We start from the raw sequence: 17,238 nt of genomic DNA, 5'->3' as shown, positions 1-17,238 counted from the left end.
CCGCCGCCCCCGGACCCCCGTACACCGGACCCCCGTACACCGGCCCGCCGCTCGGCCCGCCGCTCGGCCCGCCGCTCGGCCGCCGTGAGGCGGGCCAGCGCGACGAGCACGCGCCCCCGCGCCTGCCGCGCCCCGAACCCGCCGCTCTCCGACGCGGCCAGCGCCCGCTCGAACCGCCGCCGCGCCTCACCCGTGTCACCCGCCGCCTGGGCCAGCTCGCCCAGCCCCACCTCCACCATCACCGGCGCCCCGCCCCGCCCGGCACGCAGCGCGGCCTCCTCGGCCTGCCGGTAGGCGGCGGCCCCGCCCGCCAGGTCGCCTTCGCGCACCAGCGCCTCGGCCTGCCGCCCGAGCACGTCCGCCATCTCCTCCAGCGCCCCCAGCTCGCCGAGCAGGTCCAGCGCCTCCCGCCACATCTCCCCGGCCCGCCGCCAGTCGCCACGCCACCCGGCGAGCATGGCCAGCCAGTCGAGCCCCTGCGCGATGCCCCACCGCTCGCCCACCGCGCGGAACCGCCCGAGCACGTCCTCCAGATCCCGCTCACCCCCGGCAGGATCGCCGTCGATCACCCGCAGCAGCGCCCGCCCGAGCCGCCCCAGCGCCTCGCTCCACGGGTCGGAGCCGAGCACCCAGTCGGTCTCCGGCCCGACCGGCCGCGCGGGCGGCCCCACCGTCATCCCCCACAGCGCGGCGGTGATCGGATGCCGCAACGGCCGGTCCAGCCCGGCGACGAACGCCGCCGCCCGCTCCCAGTGCTCCGCCGCGGCCGGGGGAGAGGCGTGCACCACGCACATCACGTACCCCTCCTCCAGCCCTTCGACGGGCCGCCCGACGGCCTCCAGCAGCTCGGCGGCGGGCTCCCCGGCCTGGCTCTGCCGCCCGCTCAGCCACCAGTAGGACGCCAGCACCGCCACCATGCGCAGCGCCCTGTCGCGGTCGTGGCGCACGGCCCAGCGCAGCGCCCCCATGAGGTTGCCGTGGTCGGCGGACAGCCGCCGCAGCCACTCCAGCTGTTCGCCGCGCCGCAGGTGCGGGTCGGCCCGCTGCGCCAGCGCCTCGAAGCAGCGCCCGTGCCGCTCCCGCGTCGGTTCGAGCTCGCCGGACTCGGCCAGCCGTTCCGCGCAGAACAGCCGGATCGTCTCCAGCATCCGGTACCGGCCGCCGGCGTGCTCGACGAGCGACTTGTCCACCAGGTCGCCCAGCAGCCCCGCCGCGTCGTCCAGCCCGCACACCTCCTCCACCGCCGCCACCGTCGCGCCGCCCGCGAACACCGAGAACCGCCGCGCCAGCGCCTGCTCACCGGCCGTCAGCAGGTCCCAGCTCCACTCGACGGCCGCGCGCAACGTCCGGTGCCGCGCCGCCGCCGTACGATCCCCGCGCGACAGCAGCCGGAACCGGCCGTCCGCCGCCAGCCGCGCCGCGATCTCCTCCACCCCGAACGACCGCAGCCGCGCCGCCGCCAGCTCGATCGCCAGCGGCACCCCCTCCAGCGCCGCGCAGATCCGCACGACCGCCTCCACGTTGCGGGGCCCCACCTCGAACCCCTGCCGCACGGCCCCCGCCCGGTCCGCGAACAGCCGCACGGCCGGGTACGCCATCGCCTCACCCACTGCCGTCCGTCCGGCGGGCGGCGTCGCCAGCGGCGTCAGCGTCACCAGCGCCTCGCCGGTGATCCCGAGCGGTTCGCGGCTCGTGGCCAGCACCCGCAGCCCCGGGCACTCCCCGAGCAGCTCCCGCACCAGCCCGGCCGCCGCTCCCACCACGTGCTCGCAGTTGTCGAGGACGAGCAGCGTCTCCCGCCCGCCGCCCAGCGCCGCCGCCAGCCGCCGCACCGGGTCCACCGGGTACGGCGCCCGCAGCCCGCCCTCCCGCACGCCGAGCGCCCCCAGCACCACGCGAGCGACCTCCTCACCCCCCACCCCCTCGCCGGTCAGCTCGGCCAGCGGAGTGAGATCCACGAAACACACCCCACCCGCCCCGGCCCCGCCCCCCGCAACAGGACCGGCCGTCTCCCGCGCGGCCGCTTCGACCGCCAGCCGGGTCTTGCCGGTGCCGCCAGGCCCCACGACGGTGACCAACCGGGCATCCCGCAGCCGCCCGATCAGCGCCAGCTCCTCCTCCCGGCCCACGAAGCTGGTCAGCTGCGCGGGCAGACCCCGTCGCGCCACGGGCACCGGCTCGGCCCCCCGCAGCACGTCCAGGTGAGCGCCCGCCAGCTCGGCGCCGGGATCGACCCCCAGCTCGTCCGCCAGCAGCCGCCGCCCCTCCTCGAACACCTCCAGCGCCTCGGCCTGCCGCCCCGCCGCGTGCAGCGCCCGCATCAGCTGCGCCCGCAGCCGCTCCCGCAACGGATGCGCGTCCACCAGCCCCCGCAGCTCCGCCACCGAAGCCCCCTCGGGCAACCCCAGCTCGGCCTCCGCCAGATCCTCCAGCGCCCCGAGCCGCAGCTCCTCCAGCCGAGCCGCCTGCGCCCCGCCCGACGGCAGGTCGCTCAGCGCCGGCCCGCGCCACAACGCCAGGCCCTCCCGCAGCAGCGCCGCCCCCCGCGCGTGGTGCCCGGCCGCCACCAGCCGCCGCCCCTCCCGGGCCAGCCGCTCGAACCTGTGCGCGTCCACCTCGTCCGGATCGACCGCCAGCCGGTACCCGTTCCCGTGGAACTCGACCAGCCCGGCCCCGAGCCCCCGCCGCAACCGCGACACCTGTGCCTGCACCGCGTTGGCCGCCCCGACCGGCGGCTCCTCCCCGTACTGCCCGTCGATCAGCTCCTCGACGGTCACCACCCGGCCGGCGTTCAGCAGCAGCATCACCAGCAGCGCCCGCGGCCGGGGCCCGCCGACGGACACCACCTCACCGGAGGCCCCGCGCACCTCCAAGCCCCCCAGGACACCGAACCGCATGCGCCGATTCTGCCCGATCCCGGCAACACGCCCGCCGCGTCCCGATCACCGCACCCCCGTGGACCAGGGCGCGGCTCACTCCGCGAGGCCGTAGTCGGGAAGGGCGAGGCTGAGGCTGGCGGCGGACACCTGCTTCCCGGGCAGCAGCTCCGGGTCGCGCAGCGCCGCGTTGCGCGCGTCGAGCTCCTCCCGCGTACGGGGCAGGAGGGCGGAGCCGCCTCCCATGACCAGGGCCTGGTTCGTCTCGACGAACTCCCGCGCCGTCTTCTCGTAGGCGTCGAACGCGGCCGCGTGCCCGTCCCGCACGGCCAGCTCGCCCGCCAGGACGTACGCGCCGACGAGGGCGATGCTCGACCCCTGCCCCGACATGAACGAGGGCGCGTACGCGGCGTCGCCGACCAGCGCGACACGGCCCCGCGACCAGGCGGGCAGATGGATCTGGCTGACGAGGTCGAAGAACAGGTCGTCGGCCTCGCGCATGGCGGCCACCAGCCGGGGCACCTCCCAACCGGCGCCCGCGAACTCGGCGGCGACCAGGTCACGCAGGGCGGCGGGGTCGCGCAGGACGTAGAAGGGCGGTTCGTCCCGGACGAACACCAGGAAACCGTGCACCGGAGTGCCGGGCTCGTGCGCGTTGAGGACGGCGGCCTTGCCCGGGACGTTCCAGATGAACGCTTCGTGCGCCAGGCCGAGGTCGCCGGGCAGCGTGAACCCGGCGAAGCAGCAGCCCAGATAGCGGTGGAACGGCTTCTCGGGGCCGAAGACGTGGGCGCGGGTGCTGGAATGCAGGCCGTCGGCGCCGATCACCAGGTCGTACGTCCGCGTCCGGCCGCTGTCGAACGCGACCTCCACCCGGTCGCCGTCGTCGTGCAGGACGGCGACGGAGTCGCCGAACAGGAACTCGACCCGGTCACGGATCACGTCGACGAGCGCGTCGGCCAGGTCGCCGCGCCGCACCTCCAGGTCGACGCCCTCCGTGCCGCCCACCACGTCCTGGGCCGGGATGGCGGCGATCACCTCGCCCCCCGGATCGACGAACGAGACCTTCTGCGAGTCGACGTGGGCGTCCCGGAGCCGGGGAAGCAGCCCCATCCGCTCGACCACGCCGAGCGCGGTGCCACGGATGTCGATGGCGTAACCACCGCCCCGGACCGCGGGAGCCCGCTCCACGACCGTGACGTCGAAGCCGTAGCGGTCGAGCCAGTAGGCCACGGCAGGACCGGCGATGCTGGCACCGGACACGAGTACGCGACGAGTCATGAGACCTCCTTACCCGCCCCAGCCCCCACCGCCGCCCACCCGTCCCGCACCGCTACGTCCAACGGACCAGCGGGCTGCTGTGTCCCGTGTCGCGCGGATCAGCGGGCGTGGTCCGGTGGCGCATGACGGCGCGCCTCCGGACCACCACCGTCACCCCCGCCAGGGCGCGGTCAGCTCACCACGTCCTTGCTGCGGAAGCGGCGGAAGGCGATGGCGATGAGGATGGCCGCGTACGTGATCGACACCGAGGCGCCCTTGGCCATGCCGCTCCAGTCCAGCTCCGGGGCGAGCGCGTCGATCCAGGCGTTGTTCCAGAACGTGGGCAGGAACTCGCGCAGCGCGCCCAGCGCCTCCACCGCCTGGAGGATGGTGCAGACGATCCACAGGCCGACCGCCCCGCCCACGGCGCCCAGCGGCGAATCGGTCATCGTGGAGATCAGGAACGCCAGAGCCGCCACGACGAGCTGGCTGACCATGGCGTAACCGATCACGATGCCGAAGCGCGGCAGCACGTCGAGCGCCGGGATGGTCTCGCCGGTGCCGGGGACCTGGATGTCGGCCCAGCCGAACGCCAGGGTCCCCGCCAGGAGCGCCATCAGCGGCAGGCTGATCACGGCGGCGGCCGAGTAGCCGAGCGCCACGACGAGCTTCTGCCGCAGCAGCCGGTCACGCGGCACCGGCGCCGCCAGCAGGTAGCGCAGCGACGACCAGTTGGCCTCGCTGGCCACCGTGTCGCCGCAGAACAGCGCCACCGCGACCACCAGCAGGAAGCTCGCCGACACCGACAGCGCGAACGCCGCGAAGTTGAGCCCGCTGGCCGTGGCCAGGTCGGAGATGCGCAGCGACGACTGGTCGCCGAAGCCGTCGGGGCCGAGCTGGAACGCGATCACCAGGATCCACGGCAGCGCCAGCAGCAGCCCGAACATGCCCAGCGTGCGCCGCCGCTTGAACTGCCTGACGATCTCGACCCTCAGCGGGAGGGTCCGGCGGGGCGAATAGCCCGTGGCGGCGGTCATGCCTTCTCCCCGATGAGGTCCAGGAACACGTCTTCCAGGCGCGGCCCGTGCCCGTTGCCGGTCGCGGCCGAGCTGAGCAGCGCCGACACCGGCCCGGCCGACACGAGCCTGCCGCGCTGCATGACGACCACGTGGGTGCAGGTCTGCTCCACCTCGGCCAGCAGGTGACTGGAGACGATCACCGTACGGCCGTCGCGCGCGTAGCGCTTGAGCACCTCGCGCATCTCCCGGATCTGGGGCGGGTCGAGGCCGTTGGTGGGCTCGTCGAGCACGAGCAGGTCCGGCAGGCCGAGCATGGCCTGGGCGATGGCCAGGCGCTGGCGCATGCCCTGCGAGTAGGTGCGCACGGCCCGCTCCAGCGCGGTGCCGAGACCGGCGATCTCCAGCGCCTCGTCGAACCGGGCGTCGGCGGCGGGGCGGCCGGTGGCGGCCCAGTAGAGCTCCAGGTTGTCGCGCCCGGACAGGTGCGGCAGGAACCCGGGGCCCTCGACGAACGAGCCCAATCGGGACAGGACCGGCGCCCCGGGGGTGACGGGCTCGCCGAAGATCCGGATCTCGCCGCCGTCGGGGTGGATGAGGCCCATCATCATGCGCATCGTGGTCGTCTTGCCGGCGCCGTTGGGGCCGAGCAGGCCCAGCACCTGGCCCTGCTCCACCCGGAACGACAGGCCGTCCACGGCGGGCTCCCCGTTGCGGTAGGCCTTGCTCAGCCCCCGGATGTCCAGCGGCACCTCGGCCGCCCCGGCGGGCACCGGCGCCCCCGCTTCGGCGGCGGAGGAAGCCACGGCGTCCGGTGACGTGCCAGCTTCGACGGAGGCCGGGGCCGGGCGGCGGCGGCCGGTGGCGAGGACGGCGGCGGCGACGAGGAGGGCCGCCAGCGGCATCGCCCACACCCACCAGGCGATCCCGGCGGGCGGGGCGGCGAGGGTGGCGACCGTCGGGACGGACACCGTGGGGGAGGCGAGGGCGACGCGGTAGGAGGCCGGCTCGGCCGGGGTCGCGTAGCCCATGTCGGTCGTGGCGACGACCAGCCGCAGCCGGTGGCCGATCTCGAAGCGGTGGTCGACGGCCGGGAGCGTGACGGTGACCTCGGCGCTGCCCGCGTCCTCGGGGATCGTCACGCGCAGGGGCGCGACCAGACCGGCGGGCAGGGTCGGCGGCTGCATCGAGTCGGGGACGTCGAACAGCTTGGCGAACAGGGTCACCTCGCCCGAGCCCGACACCTTGATCCTGGCCGTGGGCGAGCCCGTGAGCTGGAGCGGCTCGGTGAGCGGCGCGGACTCGAACGCGGCGCTCTGGCCGGGCATGTCGAGCGAGACGCTCATGCCGCTCTGACCGCTGCCGCCGCCGAGCAGGCTGCCGACGCCCGGGACCGTGGAGATCGAGGCGGGTGAGCCGCCGGGCGGGTTGACGACGTGCTGCTCGGGTCCGGCGAGCGGGACGTCGGTGACGTCGGTGCCGCCCAGGCCGGGATAGGCGGTGGCCTCGGGGTGCAGGCGGATGCGCTGCCGGGTGCCCGGGTCGCGGCCGCCGTCGCGGGTCACGGTGAAGGCGCTGACAGGCGTCCCGGCGGCGGTTTCGGCGGTGGTGCCGGTGCCGGCGGGAGTGGTGGCGGCCTGCGGGGCGGTGGCGCCGGCGTTCTTCAGGTAGTGGTCGAACCAGGCCGCCGTCTGCTCGTACAGCCATTCGGCCTCGCCGTCGCCGCCGTCGTGGCCGCCGTCGAACCAGGCCAGGCTGACCGGGGTGCCCGCGGCGGCGATCGCCTTGGCGTTGGCGTCGGCGTGGTCGAGCGGGAACAGCGAGTCGCGCTGCCCCTGGATGAGCAGCGTCGGCGCCTTGATCCGGCCCGCGACGGAGACGGGGCTCGACTTGCGCAGCAGCTCGATCGCCTCCGGCGTGGCCTTGCCGGTCTTGGCGACCTCCTGGTAGATCTCGCAGATCGCGGGCAGGAACCGGCCGCAGCGCGCCTGCTCGGCGGTGAGCGGCTCGGGCCGCTCGGTGAGCGCCTCCAGGCCCTGCGGCACGCCCGCGCCGCCCCGGCCGAAGAAGATGCCCGCCCACATGCGCTTGAACACGCCGTTCGCGGGCCCCTGGCCGGTGGCGTCGGGGAAGAGCGCGTCGGCCAGGTCGGACCAGGTGATCTGGGGCACGATCGCGTCGACGCGGGCGTCATGGGCGGCCGTCATGAGCGCGATCGCGCCGCCGTAGGAGCCGCCCGCGATGCCGACGCGTGGGTCGCCCGACCCGTCGAGCGCGACCTCCGGCCGCTTGGCCAGCCAGTCGATGAGCTGCTTGACGTCCTTGACCTCGTAGTCGGCGGAGTTGAGCGCGATCTCGCCGCCGGAGCGGCCGAAGCCGCGCGCCGACCAGGTCAGCACCGCGTAGCCCGACCCGGCCAGGCGCTCGGCCTGCTCGCTCACGCTGCGCTTGCTGCCGCCGAACCCGTGCGCGAGCAGCACCGCGGGCGCCTTGTCAGCACCGGCCGGCGGGTAGAACGTGGTGTCGATCTGGACCCGCTGGTCGTCGGCGGGGCCGTCGACGACGGTGATCATCTGGTCCTGGCCGCGCGCGTCGGGCGCTGACGGCCACACCAGCCACGTCGTCACCCCCAGCAGGGCGAGCACCGCGACCAGCGCGGCCGTACGTTTCATGAGGTGGAATCCTACTTTCCCCACCTGAGAGATTTCTGAGACGCGATCATGCGAGGAGGGCGTAGACCGTCGAGGCGCGGGCGGCCGGGTCGCTCTCGCCCGCGGCGGTGAGCGTGACCTCGCTGAAGGCCAGCGTGCGCCCCAGCTTGGAGATGCGGACCTCGACCAGCACGTCCTTGTCCACGACCGGCCGCTGGAACGTCGTGGACTGCTGCACGGTCGTCATCGGCACGAACCCGCCCCGGGCGGCGGAGATCGCGACGACGGTGGCGGTGTCGGCGGCGGCCATCATCGCCTGGCCGCTCAGCCCGCCGCCCTCCCGGGCCAGCTCGGCCGACCACGGCAGGCGCAGCACGGCGTGCCGGTCGCCCACCTCCTCGACCAGCAGGCCGAGCCGCCGCACCCAGGGCGCGAAGTATTCGGCGAGGATCGCCTGTCCCTCTTCTGGAGTCACGCGCCCATCCTGCACCCTGGACGTCATGAGCGAGGAGACGCCGCGACCTCCTGTGGACGGCACGCCCGGAACGGCCTCCCCTGTGGACGACACCGGCCACACCCAAGGTGACCTGCGGGAAGACGTCTTCCTGCCGTCCACGTACGAGCGGGCCGTCCCGTACGAGCTGTTCGCCCGGCTGCGCAGGGAAGCGCCCGTCTGCCGGATCCCCGAACCGGCGGTCGGCCCGTGGAAGGAGGGGCCCGGCTACTGGGCGGTGTTCCGGCACGCCGACGTCAAGCACGTCCTGCGCACCCCTGAGGACTTCTCCTCCCATCTCGGCGCCACCCAGATCCGCGACCCCGACACCCCGGCCGACCTGGAGTTCGTCCGGGCGATGATGCTCAACACCGACCCGCCCGCGCACTCCAGGCTGCGCCGGATCGTCGCCGCCGCGTTCACCCCGCGCGCCGTGCGGGCCCTGGAGCGGGAGATCGCCGAGCGTGCGCGCGGCCTGTTCGCCGAGGGCGAGTGCGACTTCGTCGAGGTGGCCGCCGACCTGCCCGTGTGGACGCTCGCGCACGTCATGGGCGTGCCGGACCGCGACCGGAGGCTGCTGTACGACTGGGCGTCGCGGGTGATCGGCTACCAGGACGCCGACTACGCGGGCCTGTCCACGGCCGAGACGGACGCGCTCACCCCGATGGGCCGCCAGGCGGTCGCCCGGCGCCCGGAGCCGCGTCCCGGCGTGAACCCGCGCTCCCGGGCGGCGCTCGCCGACATGTTCGCCTACGCGCACGCGCTGGCCGTGAGCCCGCCGGGCGACTCGGTGATGTCCGCCATGCTGCGCGGCGGCCTGACGGAGGCCGAGTTCGAGAACATGTTCTTCCTGTTCGCCGTCGCCGGGAACGAGACCCTGCGCAACGGCATCCCCGGCGGCCTGCTCACGCTCCTCGGCCACCCGGGGGAGCTGGCCCGGCTGCGCGAGGACCCGTCGCTGCTCGGCCCGGCCGTGGAGGAGATGCTGCGCTTCTGGCCGCCGGTGATGGACTTCCGGCGCACCGCCACCCGCGACCTCACGCTCGGCGGGCAGTGGATCCGCAGGGGGGACAAGGTCGTCGTCTACCACGCCTCCGCCAACCGCGACCCGTCGGTCTTCCCCGACCCCGACCGCTTCGACGTCGGCCGCGCCCCGAACGACCACGTCAGCTTCGGCGCCGGCCCGCACCTCTGCCTGGGCGCGCACCTCGCCCGCGCCCAGATGCGCGCCGTCTTCGGCGAACTGCTCTCCTGGGACGTCACGCTGACGGGCGCCCCGCGCCGCCTCACCTCCAACTTCCAGAACGGTCTCAAACACCTACCGGTACGGCTGCGCCGCCGCCGGGCCGTGAGCCGCCCACCGGCATGACCGTAAGATTTGCGCCGTGATGTCACCAGCGACGCTTAAGAACTGGGCCCTGCCCTACTGGACGAGGGGCCCCGCGGGACGCGAGACGCCGCATGATCTGTTCCGTGTGCTGTATTTCGGGTGGCTGGTGGCGTTTGCCCTGAAGGTCCTCGGCTCGGCGTGGGACGTCTCGTGGCACTTCATGTGGCTGCGCGACGACCTGGCCCCGCCGCACCTGCTCAACTCGGCCGGCACCGCCATCGTGGTCGCCCTGACGATCATCCACGGCTACACCGGCTACGGCGTCGACCGGGCCGCGCTCCGGCTGATCCAGTGGGGCACCGGCGTGTTCCTCGTCGCGGTGCCGCTCGACCTGATCAACCACCGCATCAACGGCCTCGACATCACGTCGTGGAGCCCGTCCCACATCATGCTGTACGTCGGCACGTTCTTCATGATCGCCGGCGTGGTCCGGGGCTGGTTCATGGGCGCGCCGCCCGGCCGCGAGCGCACGGTGGTGCTGGGCGCGTTCCTGGCGTTCTTCCTGGAGAACGTGCACTTCCCCGAGCAGCACCAGGAGTACGGCATCCTGTCGCTCGGCGCCTGGGACAACAAGGTGGTCTACGCCGAGAAGATCCTGCTCGACTTCGCCGCCGAGCAGATGGGCCGCCCGGTCGACCGCATCATGATCACCAACTTCACGCTGCCCGTCCCCGACACGCTCTACCCCGTGTACGCGGTCGTCGCCGGGCTGGGCGTGCTGGTCGCGGCCCGGATGATGATCGGCAGGTTCGGCGCGGCGACGCTGGTGGCCGCCGCGTACGTGGTGTTCCGGGTGGCGATCTGGCCCCTGCTCACCGTGGCCGGCTTCCCGCCGTCGGCGGTGCCGTTCTTCCTGGTGGCCGGCGGCCTGCTGGTCGACCTGGCGTTCGCGCTGCGCCATCCGGCCGTGCGCGCCGTCGTCGGCGCCGCCGGCGCGACCGCCGGCGTCTACGGCGCGCTCATCGCGCAGGACGCGGTCATGGGCCCGGTGTACGGGTTCCTCAAGGGACAGGAGGGGCTGCACGGTTCGCCGCCCCTGGCCACGGCGTCGGCCGTGTGGGCGGGGCTCGGCCTGCTGGTCGTCTGGCTGGCCTGCGAATGGTGGGCCGGCCGCCGTCAGCCGATCGAGGCCCGGGTGATCGCCACCGCCACCCCGTAGGCCAGGCCCATCACCGCGACCTCGGCCGTCGCCCAGCCGGCGACGGCCGTGGCCCGGCCCGCGCGGATGGCCGGCAGCAGCCGGAACCTGATGTGCGCGGCCAGCGGCACCAGCAGCGCCGTCAGGGTCACCTTGACCACGACGAGCAGCCCGTACTGGCTGGTCACGATCGCCCCGGGCAGCTCCACGCCGGGCGTCAGCGCCATCGTGCCGAGGCCGCTGACCAGGCCCGACAGGCCCACCATGAGCAGGCACACGGTCGCCAGCCTGGAGAAGCGCGGCAGCGCCACGGCCAGCAGCTCCGCGCGCGGCGCCACGAACACCGCCAGCGCGATCAGCCCGCCCGTCCACGCGGCGGCGCCGATCACGTGCACCTCCATCATGATCATGATGGGGTCGTGCCACACCGAGTCCACCGCGTGACCGGTCACGGGGATCGGCAGCAGCCCGAACAGCGCGACCACGATGCGCAGCTCGGCCGGAACCTTCTCGCCGAACCGCACCGCCATCAGGCCGATCCCCGCCGCCGCCAGCGCGCACGCCGCGCTGAACAGCAGGCCCTGGCCGGTGCCGACGGTGTCGACGTACGAGGCGATCATGCCGAGCGTGGGGACGCGGCCGGGGTTCAGCTCGGCGGTCTGGAACACGATCGTCAGCAGCGCGCACACCGCCCACGCCCAGGCGGCGGTGACGGCGAGCGGCCGGACCCGGCGCAGCACCGGCTCGCTGCGCTCGGGGGCGTCGAACCCGAGCAGCTTCGGCACCAGGCTCAGCCCGACGACGGCCACGGCGGCCACGTCGAGCAGCACCCGCACCACCGGCAGGCCCACGGTGACCAGCGGCCCCGGCATCGGGATGCCGGGCACGGCCTCCTGCGCGGTCAGCGTGCTCGCGACGACGGCGGCGACCACCGCGCTCACGGCGAACACGCCGCCCGCGAGCTGCCCCCGGACCGCCCTCCCGGCGGCGACCTGCGTGGCCGTCACGCCCGCGCCCCCTTCCCGTCACGCCCGCCGGAACCACCGGACTCTACGCCCTCCGAAGCTCCGCCCTCGGCGGTGCTGGAAGGGCCGGTGGGAGGCGGGGCGGCGCGGCGGAGGGCCAGGGCGGTGCCGGCGGCCAGGATGAAGAGGGCGGCGACGATCCACACCACGGCCATCCCCGCGCCCCCGTTGGCCGCGGCCTCGGCGGCGGCGGCGCCCGCGTCGGGGGCGGCGGCGGGGGCGGTGGCGGCGTCACCGGACGGGGCGGCGGCGCCGGTCCCGGCGACGGTGAAGGTGAGCTTGCCGGTCACCGGGTGCCCGTCGGACGACAGGATGCGGTAGCCGACCACGTAGCTCCCGGCCGGCATCGGCCTGACCGCGACGGACACCTTCTCGGCCGACACCACGGCGGCCCCGTCGGCCCACGCGGAGCCGTCGCCGCCGGTGACGCCGATCTGGGCGTAGCCCTGGCGCGCGGGCTGGTCGAAGGTCAGCGTGATCCGCGACGGCGGCGCGGCCAGCGTCGCCCCGTCGGCCGGGTCGCTGCCGACCAGCACGTTGTGCGCCCACGCGGGGGACGCCAGGCCCGCCGCCGCGCAGGCCGCCAGCAGCAGGACCGTGAGTAGCCGCCTCAACGAACAACCTTCCATCGAGCGTGTTCAAATCCCGTCTATGGTGCCATCCATGAGTGACCTGTTCGGCGGTGCGGCTTCCTACTACGCCCGTTATCGAGCCCCGCACGGCGACGAGGCGATCGCCTACCTGGCGCGGGTGGCCGGCTCGGGCGCGTGCGTGCTGGACCTGGGCTGCGGGCCGGGCACGGTGGCGATCCCGCTGGCGGCGCGGGTGCGCGAGGTGATCGCGGTGGACCCGGACCCGGCGATGCTGGCGGCGGGCGAGCAGCTGGCGGAGGGGGCGGGCAACGTCCGCTGGCTGCGCGGCGACTCCACGACGCTGGCGGCGCTGCCCCCGTTCGACCACGTGGTGATGGGCCGCTCGTTCCACTGGATGGACCGGCGGGCGGTGCTGGCGGAGCTGGACGTGCTGCTGCCGCCGGGCGGCACGGTGATGCTGGTGGGCCCGTCGAGGGATCATCCGGACGAGCCGTGGGAGCCGGTGGTGCGGGCGGTGCGGGAGAGGTTCGGGCTGGGGGAGATGACGGCCCGCGACTCGTTCCAGGCGACCGGCGAGCACCACGATGACGTGCTGAAGCGCTCGCCGTTCTGCCGGCTGGAGGAGGCGCAGTTCGCCTGGACGCTGCTCCGGGACGTGGACGCCGTGGTCGGCCTGCAGCTGTCCTACTCCTACAGCTCGCCGGCGCGGCTCGGCGACCGGGTGACGCGGTTCGCCGCCGCCGTGCGTGAGGCGCTGCTGGAGGCGCGCCCGTCGGGGGTGTGGGAGCAGCGGGTCGTCACGTCGGTGCTGGTCGCCAGGCGGTACTGACAGGTCACAGGTCCTCGGCGGTCAGCCCCAGCTCGCGGGCGGCGGCGGTGCGGACGAGCCGGCTGGCGCGGCGGCGCGACAGGACCCTGCCGTGCACGTTCAGCTGGATGGCCAGCCCGTCGCTCAGCGCGAAGATGCGCCAGGTGGCGTCGTCGGGGTCGTCGCAGGTGAAGTCGCCGGAGGCGACGCCGGCCTCGATGATGCCGCGCATCACGAGCCTGCCCTGCACGTCGAGGCGCCGGGAGGTCTCCTCCAGGTCCTTGCTCCGCATGGACTCGGCCCAGGCGTCGATCCACAGCCGCCAGCCTTCGGGGGAGCCGCCGGGGGAGCAGAGCCGCAGCAGGGCGCGCAGCCGGTCGAGCGGCGGCCGGGGGGAGCGTTCCACTCCGGCCAGGGCGTCCAGGTGCCGCCGGGCGGCGTAGGCGAAGGCCTGGGCGAACAGCCCGTCCTTCGTCTCGAAGTGGTAGAAGAGCAGCGCCTGGCTGACCCCCGCGGCCCGGGCGATGTCGACTGTCCTCGTATGCCCGAATCCTTGTGCGGCGATCACTTCGCAGGCGGTCTTCAGCAAATCTTCGCGCCGTAACCGGCTAAAACCTGGAGTCACAGCCGGTTACTTTAATCAACGCTCAGAGGTATTCGTAGGGACAAAAAGGACAAGCATTACGTTTCCCGGAGCGGAAGGCGCAGAACGAACCGAGCGCCGGTCTCCGAATCCTCGATCGTGAGCGTTCCGTGATGGGCGGCGGCGATCTCCCGCGCGATCGGCAGGCCCAGCCCGGTGCCGCCCGCGTCGCGGCTGCGCGAGGCGTCCAGCCGGGTGAACCGGTTGAAGACCATCTCCCGCTTGTCCGGCGCGATGCCGGCGCCGTCGTCCAGCACCTCCAGCATCGCCTGGCCGTCCTTCCTGACGGTGACGATGACCGTGCACTCGGCGTGGCGGTCGGCGTTGTCGAGCAGGTTGGTGAGCAGGCGGGCCAGGCGCAGCCGGTCGCCGGTGACGACCACGCCGGGCTGGACGGTGACGACCACCCGGTGCGCGCGGGGCCTGCGGGTCTCGGCGGTGACCAGCTCGCCCAGGTCCACCGGCTCCAGCCGGGGCGGCTCGCCCGCGTCCAGCTTGGCCAGCGTCAGCAGGTCGCTGACGATCGCCTGCAGCCGGTCCAGGCTGGCCAGCAGCGCCTCGCCGGTCTGCGGCCAGTCGGCGTCGTGCGGGTGCAGCATCGCCTCCTCCACCTGGGCGCGCATGGCGGTGATGGGGCTGCGCAGGTCGTGGGAGGCGTCGGAGGCGAAGCGGCGCTGCTGCTCGGCGGCCTCCTCCAGCCGGTCGAGCGTCTGGTTGGCGGTCAGGGCCAGGTCGCGGATCTCGTCGTCGGTCTCCGGCACCGGCACCCGCATGCCGCTGCGCGTGGCGCTGACGTCGGCGAGCTTGGCGCGGATCCGGTCCACCGGCGCGAGCGTCCTGGCCACCACCCGGGACACGCCGAGCCAGGTCAGGGTCACCAGCCCGGCCGACAGCCCGAACAGGAAGAGCGGCACCTGCGGCGTGACGTACCAGGGGACGGTGGCGTCGCTGACGTACACCAGCCAGTCGCCCTCGGGCTGGTAGACGCGGAAGACGGCCAGCATCTGGCAGCCGTCGGGCAGCGCGGGCACGTCGCAGATGACGTCGACGTGGTTGACGCTGTTGGCGTGCGGCGACAGGTGGCTGATGCGCGGCGCCCCGGTGAGGTGCTCGCCGGCGGCGATCACCCGGCCGGAGGCGTCGACGACCTGGACGCCGTCCATCCCGGAGCTGATCCTGTCGGGCAGCCGGTTCCGCTTGATCATGTGGACGACGTGCAGCGCGTAGTCGACGACCTCGACGCGCTTGTACTCGACGGTCGCGTTGTAGAGCGCGTACAGCACGAAGGAGTTGACCACGACGCAGATCAGCGCCATGGCCAAGCTGGCGAACAGTGCCAGCCGCCTGCGCATGGAGCCGCCGAACCGCGTGATCACACCTCCCCCTCCGGTAATCAGGTGATCACATTAGGTCACGGCAATGCTAATTAGCGGAGATTCAACGACAAATCCCCCTAAAACACCTCCAGATCAATGCTCTGTACGCCCCGCCGCGCGCTGGTTAGAGTAAGTGAGCACTGATTGCCGAGGAGTCGATGTGAATCTCGCTGTGAACCTCGCTGATTACCGGCGTGCGGCCAGGGACTGGCTGCGGGAGAACGCACCATCGGACGACGAACCCGGCGGCGACCCGATCGCCCGGGCGAAGGACTTCATGGCCCGGCTGCACGACGCCGGCTACTCCGGCATCACGTGGCCGGAGCGGTGGGGCGGCCAGGGCCTGACCCAGGCGGAGGAGCGGGCGTTCGCCGCCGAGGCCAAGGACTACACGCTGCCCACCTACGTCTTCTCGATCGGCCTGGGCATGACCGGCCCGACGATCGTCGACCGGGGCACCGACGAGCAGCGCGAGCGCTTCCTGCGCCCGCTGCTGCGCGGCGAGGAGATCTGGTGCCAGCTCTTCTCCGAGCCGGGCGCCGGCAGCGACGTGGCCGCCCTCCAGACGCGGGCCGTGCGCGACGGCGCCGGCTGGGTGGTCAACGGGCAGAAGGTGTGGACGTCGGTCGCCCAGCACGCCGACTGGGGGCTGCTGCTCGCCCGCACCGACGTGGACGTGCCCAAGCACCGGGGCCTGACGATGTTCGTGGTGGACATGCGCCACCCGGGCGTCACCGTGCGCCCGCTGCGCGACATGAGCGGCCGCGCCAACTTCAACGAGATCTTCTTCGACGACGTGCACATCCCCGACGAGCACCGCATCGGCGAGGTGAACGACGGCTGGAGCGTCGCCGTCACGACCCTGCTGCACGAGCGGCTGTCGATCTCCGCCGGCGTCGGCATGAGCGGTCAGCGTGACAACCCCGCCTCGCTGGAGGCGCTGCGCCGCACCCTCGACACCGGCGACCCGCTGGTCCGCGACGAGCTCGTCGAGCTGCACATCCGCACCCGCGCGCTGGCGCTGTTCAACCAGCGGCTGGCCCAGGAGACCAGCGCCGGGCAGTTCCCCGGCGCCCGGGGCAGCGCCGCCAAGCTGCTGCTGGCCGAGCTCTACCTGTTCCAGGCCGACCTGGCCACCCGCCTGACCGGCCCCGAGTCGGTCGTCGGCGACCACCCGCTCGGCTTCACGCTCGCCGCCGCCCCCGGCATGGCGCTCGGCGGCGGCACCAACGAGATCATGCGCAACATCGTCGGCGACCGGGTGCTCGGCCTGCCGCCGGAGCCCCGGGTGGACAAGACCGTGCCGTTCAAGGACCTGAAGGTGGGGACGCAGGCGTGAAGCTCGTACTCAGCCAGGAGCAGCAGGAGCTGCGCGCCGCCGTCCGCGCGTTCCTGGCCGCCGCCTCGCCGCTGCCCAAGGCCCGCGAGGGCTACGACCCCGCCGTCTACGCGCGGCTCAACGGCGAGCTCGGCCTGGCGGGCCTGATCGTCGGCGAGGAGTACGGCGGCGCCGGCGCCGGGTTCGCCGACCTGGCCGTCGCCCTGGAGGAGACGGGCGCGGCGCTGCTGCCCGGCCCGTTCCTGGCCACGACGTTCGCCGCGATCGCGCTGGCCGGCACGCCCGACAAGGAGCTGCTGACCGGCATCGCCGAAGGCCGGATCGCCGCCGCCCTCGTCCTGCCCGGGGCCGCGATCCCGCTGCGCGACGGCGAGCTCACCGGCACGCTGCCGCAGGTGCTGTCCGGCATGGACGCGGACGTGCTGCTGGTGCCCGCGACGACGGACGGGGGCGCCGTCCTGACGGCCGTCACACTCGACGGCCCGGGCGTCACGCGGACGCCGCTGGAGACCCTCGACCTCACGCGCGGCCAGGCCCGCGTCGAGCTCACGGCGGCCGCCGCCCGGGTGCTCGGCCCCCTCCCGGACGCCGCCGGCGTCGCCGACCGGCTGGCCGTCGCGCTGGGCGCCG

14 protein-coding genes are annotated in these 17,238 nt (G+C 74.1%); 5 read left to right on the top strand and 9 right to left on the bottom strand.

The features are described from left to right. The 5 genes from KME80_RS46205 to KME80_RS53085 form a co-directional block, all read right to left on the bottom strand. On the bottom strand, positions 1-2,897 hold a 2,897-nt coding region (locus KME80_RS46205; protein ID WP_219518234.1), incomplete at its 3' end, for an AfsR/SARP family transcriptional regulator. A 75-nt stretch (positions 2,898-2,972) separates the two neighbouring features. Continuing rightward, positions 2,973-4,157: an FAD-dependent monooxygenase gene (locus KME80_RS46200; protein WP_219518232.1), complete on the bottom strand. Its 1,185-nt coding sequence runs from the start codon at positions 4,155-4,157 to the stop codon at positions 2,973-2,975. A 170-nt stretch (positions 4,158-4,327) separates the two neighbouring features. Beyond that, positions 4,328-5,173 carry an ABC transporter permease gene (locus KME80_RS46195; protein WP_219518229.1) on the bottom strand — a complete coding sequence of 282 codons (846 nt, stop codon included), beginning with the start codon at positions 5,171-5,173 and terminating at the stop codon, positions 4,328-4,330. Continuing rightward, complete coding sequence (locus KME80_RS46190) at positions 5,170-7,824, bottom strand: alpha/beta fold hydrolase (RefSeq protein WP_219518227.1); 2,655 nt, start codon at positions 7,822-7,824, stop codon at positions 5,170-5,172. Before KME80_RS46190 ends, KME80_RS46195 begins: the two co-directional genes overlap by 4 nt. A 46-nt stretch (positions 7,825-7,870) precedes the next feature. After that, entirely contained in the window at positions 7,871-8,278 is a 408-nt protein-coding gene (locus KME80_RS53085; protein WP_219518224.1) for a PaaI family thioesterase, read from the bottom strand. Between the two features lie 25 nt (positions 8,279-8,303). On the opposite strand from KME80_RS53085, the gene KME80_RS46180 reads away from it, so the two are divergent. Further along, positions 8,304-9,665, top strand: a complete 1,362-nt coding sequence (locus KME80_RS46180) for a cytochrome P450 (protein WP_219518222.1) — start codon at positions 8,304-8,306, stop codon at positions 9,663-9,665. Positions 9,666-9,792: 127 nt separating this feature from the next. After that, positions 9,793-10,845, top strand: coding sequence for a hypothetical protein (locus KME80_RS52410; RefSeq protein WP_308126218.1), 1,053 nt, complete (start codon positions 9,793-9,795; stop codon positions 10,843-10,845). Here the strand turns inward: KME80_RS52410 and KME80_RS53080 are convergent. Beyond that, positions 10,803-11,831, bottom strand: coding sequence for a CopD family protein (locus KME80_RS53080; RefSeq protein ID WP_219518220.1), 1,029 nt, complete (start codon positions 11,829-11,831; stop codon positions 10,803-10,805). The genes KME80_RS52410 and KME80_RS53080 overlap by 43 nt on opposite strands. After that, the gene (locus KME80_RS46165) at positions 11,828-12,463 is read right to left on the bottom strand and encodes a copper resistance CopC family protein (protein WP_219518218.1); all 636 of its coding nucleotides are present in this window, start codon (positions 12,461-12,463) and stop codon (positions 11,828-11,830) included. Before KME80_RS46165 ends, KME80_RS53080 begins: the two co-directional genes overlap by 4 nt. Positions 12,464-12,512: 49 nt before the next feature. On the opposite strand from KME80_RS46165, the gene KME80_RS46160 reads away from it, so the two are divergent. Beyond that, a complete protein-coding gene (locus KME80_RS46160) occupies positions 12,513-13,271 on the top strand; it encodes a class I SAM-dependent methyltransferase (RefSeq protein WP_219518217.1) in 759 nt (252 codons plus the stop codon). Positions 13,272-13,275: 4 nt separating this feature from the next. Here the strand turns inward: KME80_RS46160 and KME80_RS46155 are convergent, their stop codons facing one another. Then, a complete protein-coding gene (locus tag KME80_RS46155; protein ID WP_219518216.1) occupies positions 13,276-13,875 on the bottom strand; it encodes a TetR/AcrR family transcriptional regulator in 600 nt (199 codons plus the stop codon). 56 nt (positions 13,876-13,931) lie between these two features. Next, entirely contained in the window at positions 13,932-15,269 is a 1,338-nt protein-coding gene (locus KME80_RS46150) for a sensor histidine kinase (protein WP_308126217.1), read from the bottom strand. Positions 15,270-15,429: 160 nt separating this feature from the next. On the opposite strand from KME80_RS46150, the gene KME80_RS46145 reads away from it, so the two are divergent. Together KME80_RS46145 and KME80_RS46140 are read left to right on the top strand one after the other, a co-directional pair. Further along, complete coding sequence (locus KME80_RS46145) at positions 15,430-16,608, top strand: acyl-CoA dehydrogenase family protein (protein ID WP_308126216.1); 1,179 nt, start codon at positions 15,430-15,432, stop codon at positions 16,606-16,608. Continuing rightward, positions 16,605-17,238, top strand: a 634-nt coding sequence (locus KME80_RS46140; protein ID WP_219518215.1) for an acyl-CoA dehydrogenase family protein, incomplete at its 3' end; no start/stop codon positions are given. The genes KME80_RS46145 and KME80_RS46140, both read left to right, overlap by 4 nt.

The sequence above is a fragment of the Nonomuraea ceibae genome (assembly GCF_019396325.1).
Taxonomy (GTDB): Bacteria; Actinomycetota; Actinomycetes; order Streptosporangiales; family Streptosporangiaceae; genus Nonomuraea; species Nonomuraea ceibae.
Note: the sequence above shows the minus strand (reverse complement) of the source record. Positions and strands in the feature narration are given on the sequence as shown.

Excerpts from the sequence above, each read along its gene's own strand:
- KME80_RS46200 (WP_219518232.1), bottom strand. The coding sequence starts at position 4,157 with ATGACTCGTCGCGTACTCGTGTCCGGTGCCAGCATCGCCGGTCCTGCC.
- KME80_RS46195 (WP_219518229.1), bottom strand. The coding sequence starts at position 5,173 with ATGACCGCCGCCACGGGCTATTCGCCCCGCCGGACCCTCCCGCTGAGG.
- KME80_RS46190 (WP_219518227.1), bottom strand. The coding sequence starts at position 7,824 with ATGAAACGTACGGCCGCGCTGGTCGCGGTGCTCGCCCTGCTGGGGGTG.
- KME80_RS46180 (WP_219518222.1), top strand. The coding sequence starts at position 8,304 with ATGAGCGAGGAGACGCCGCGACCTCCTGTGGACGGCACGCCCGGAACG.
- KME80_RS46160 (WP_219518217.1), top strand. The coding sequence starts at position 12,513 with ATGAGTGACCTGTTCGGCGGTGCGGCTTCCTACTACGCCCGTTATCGA.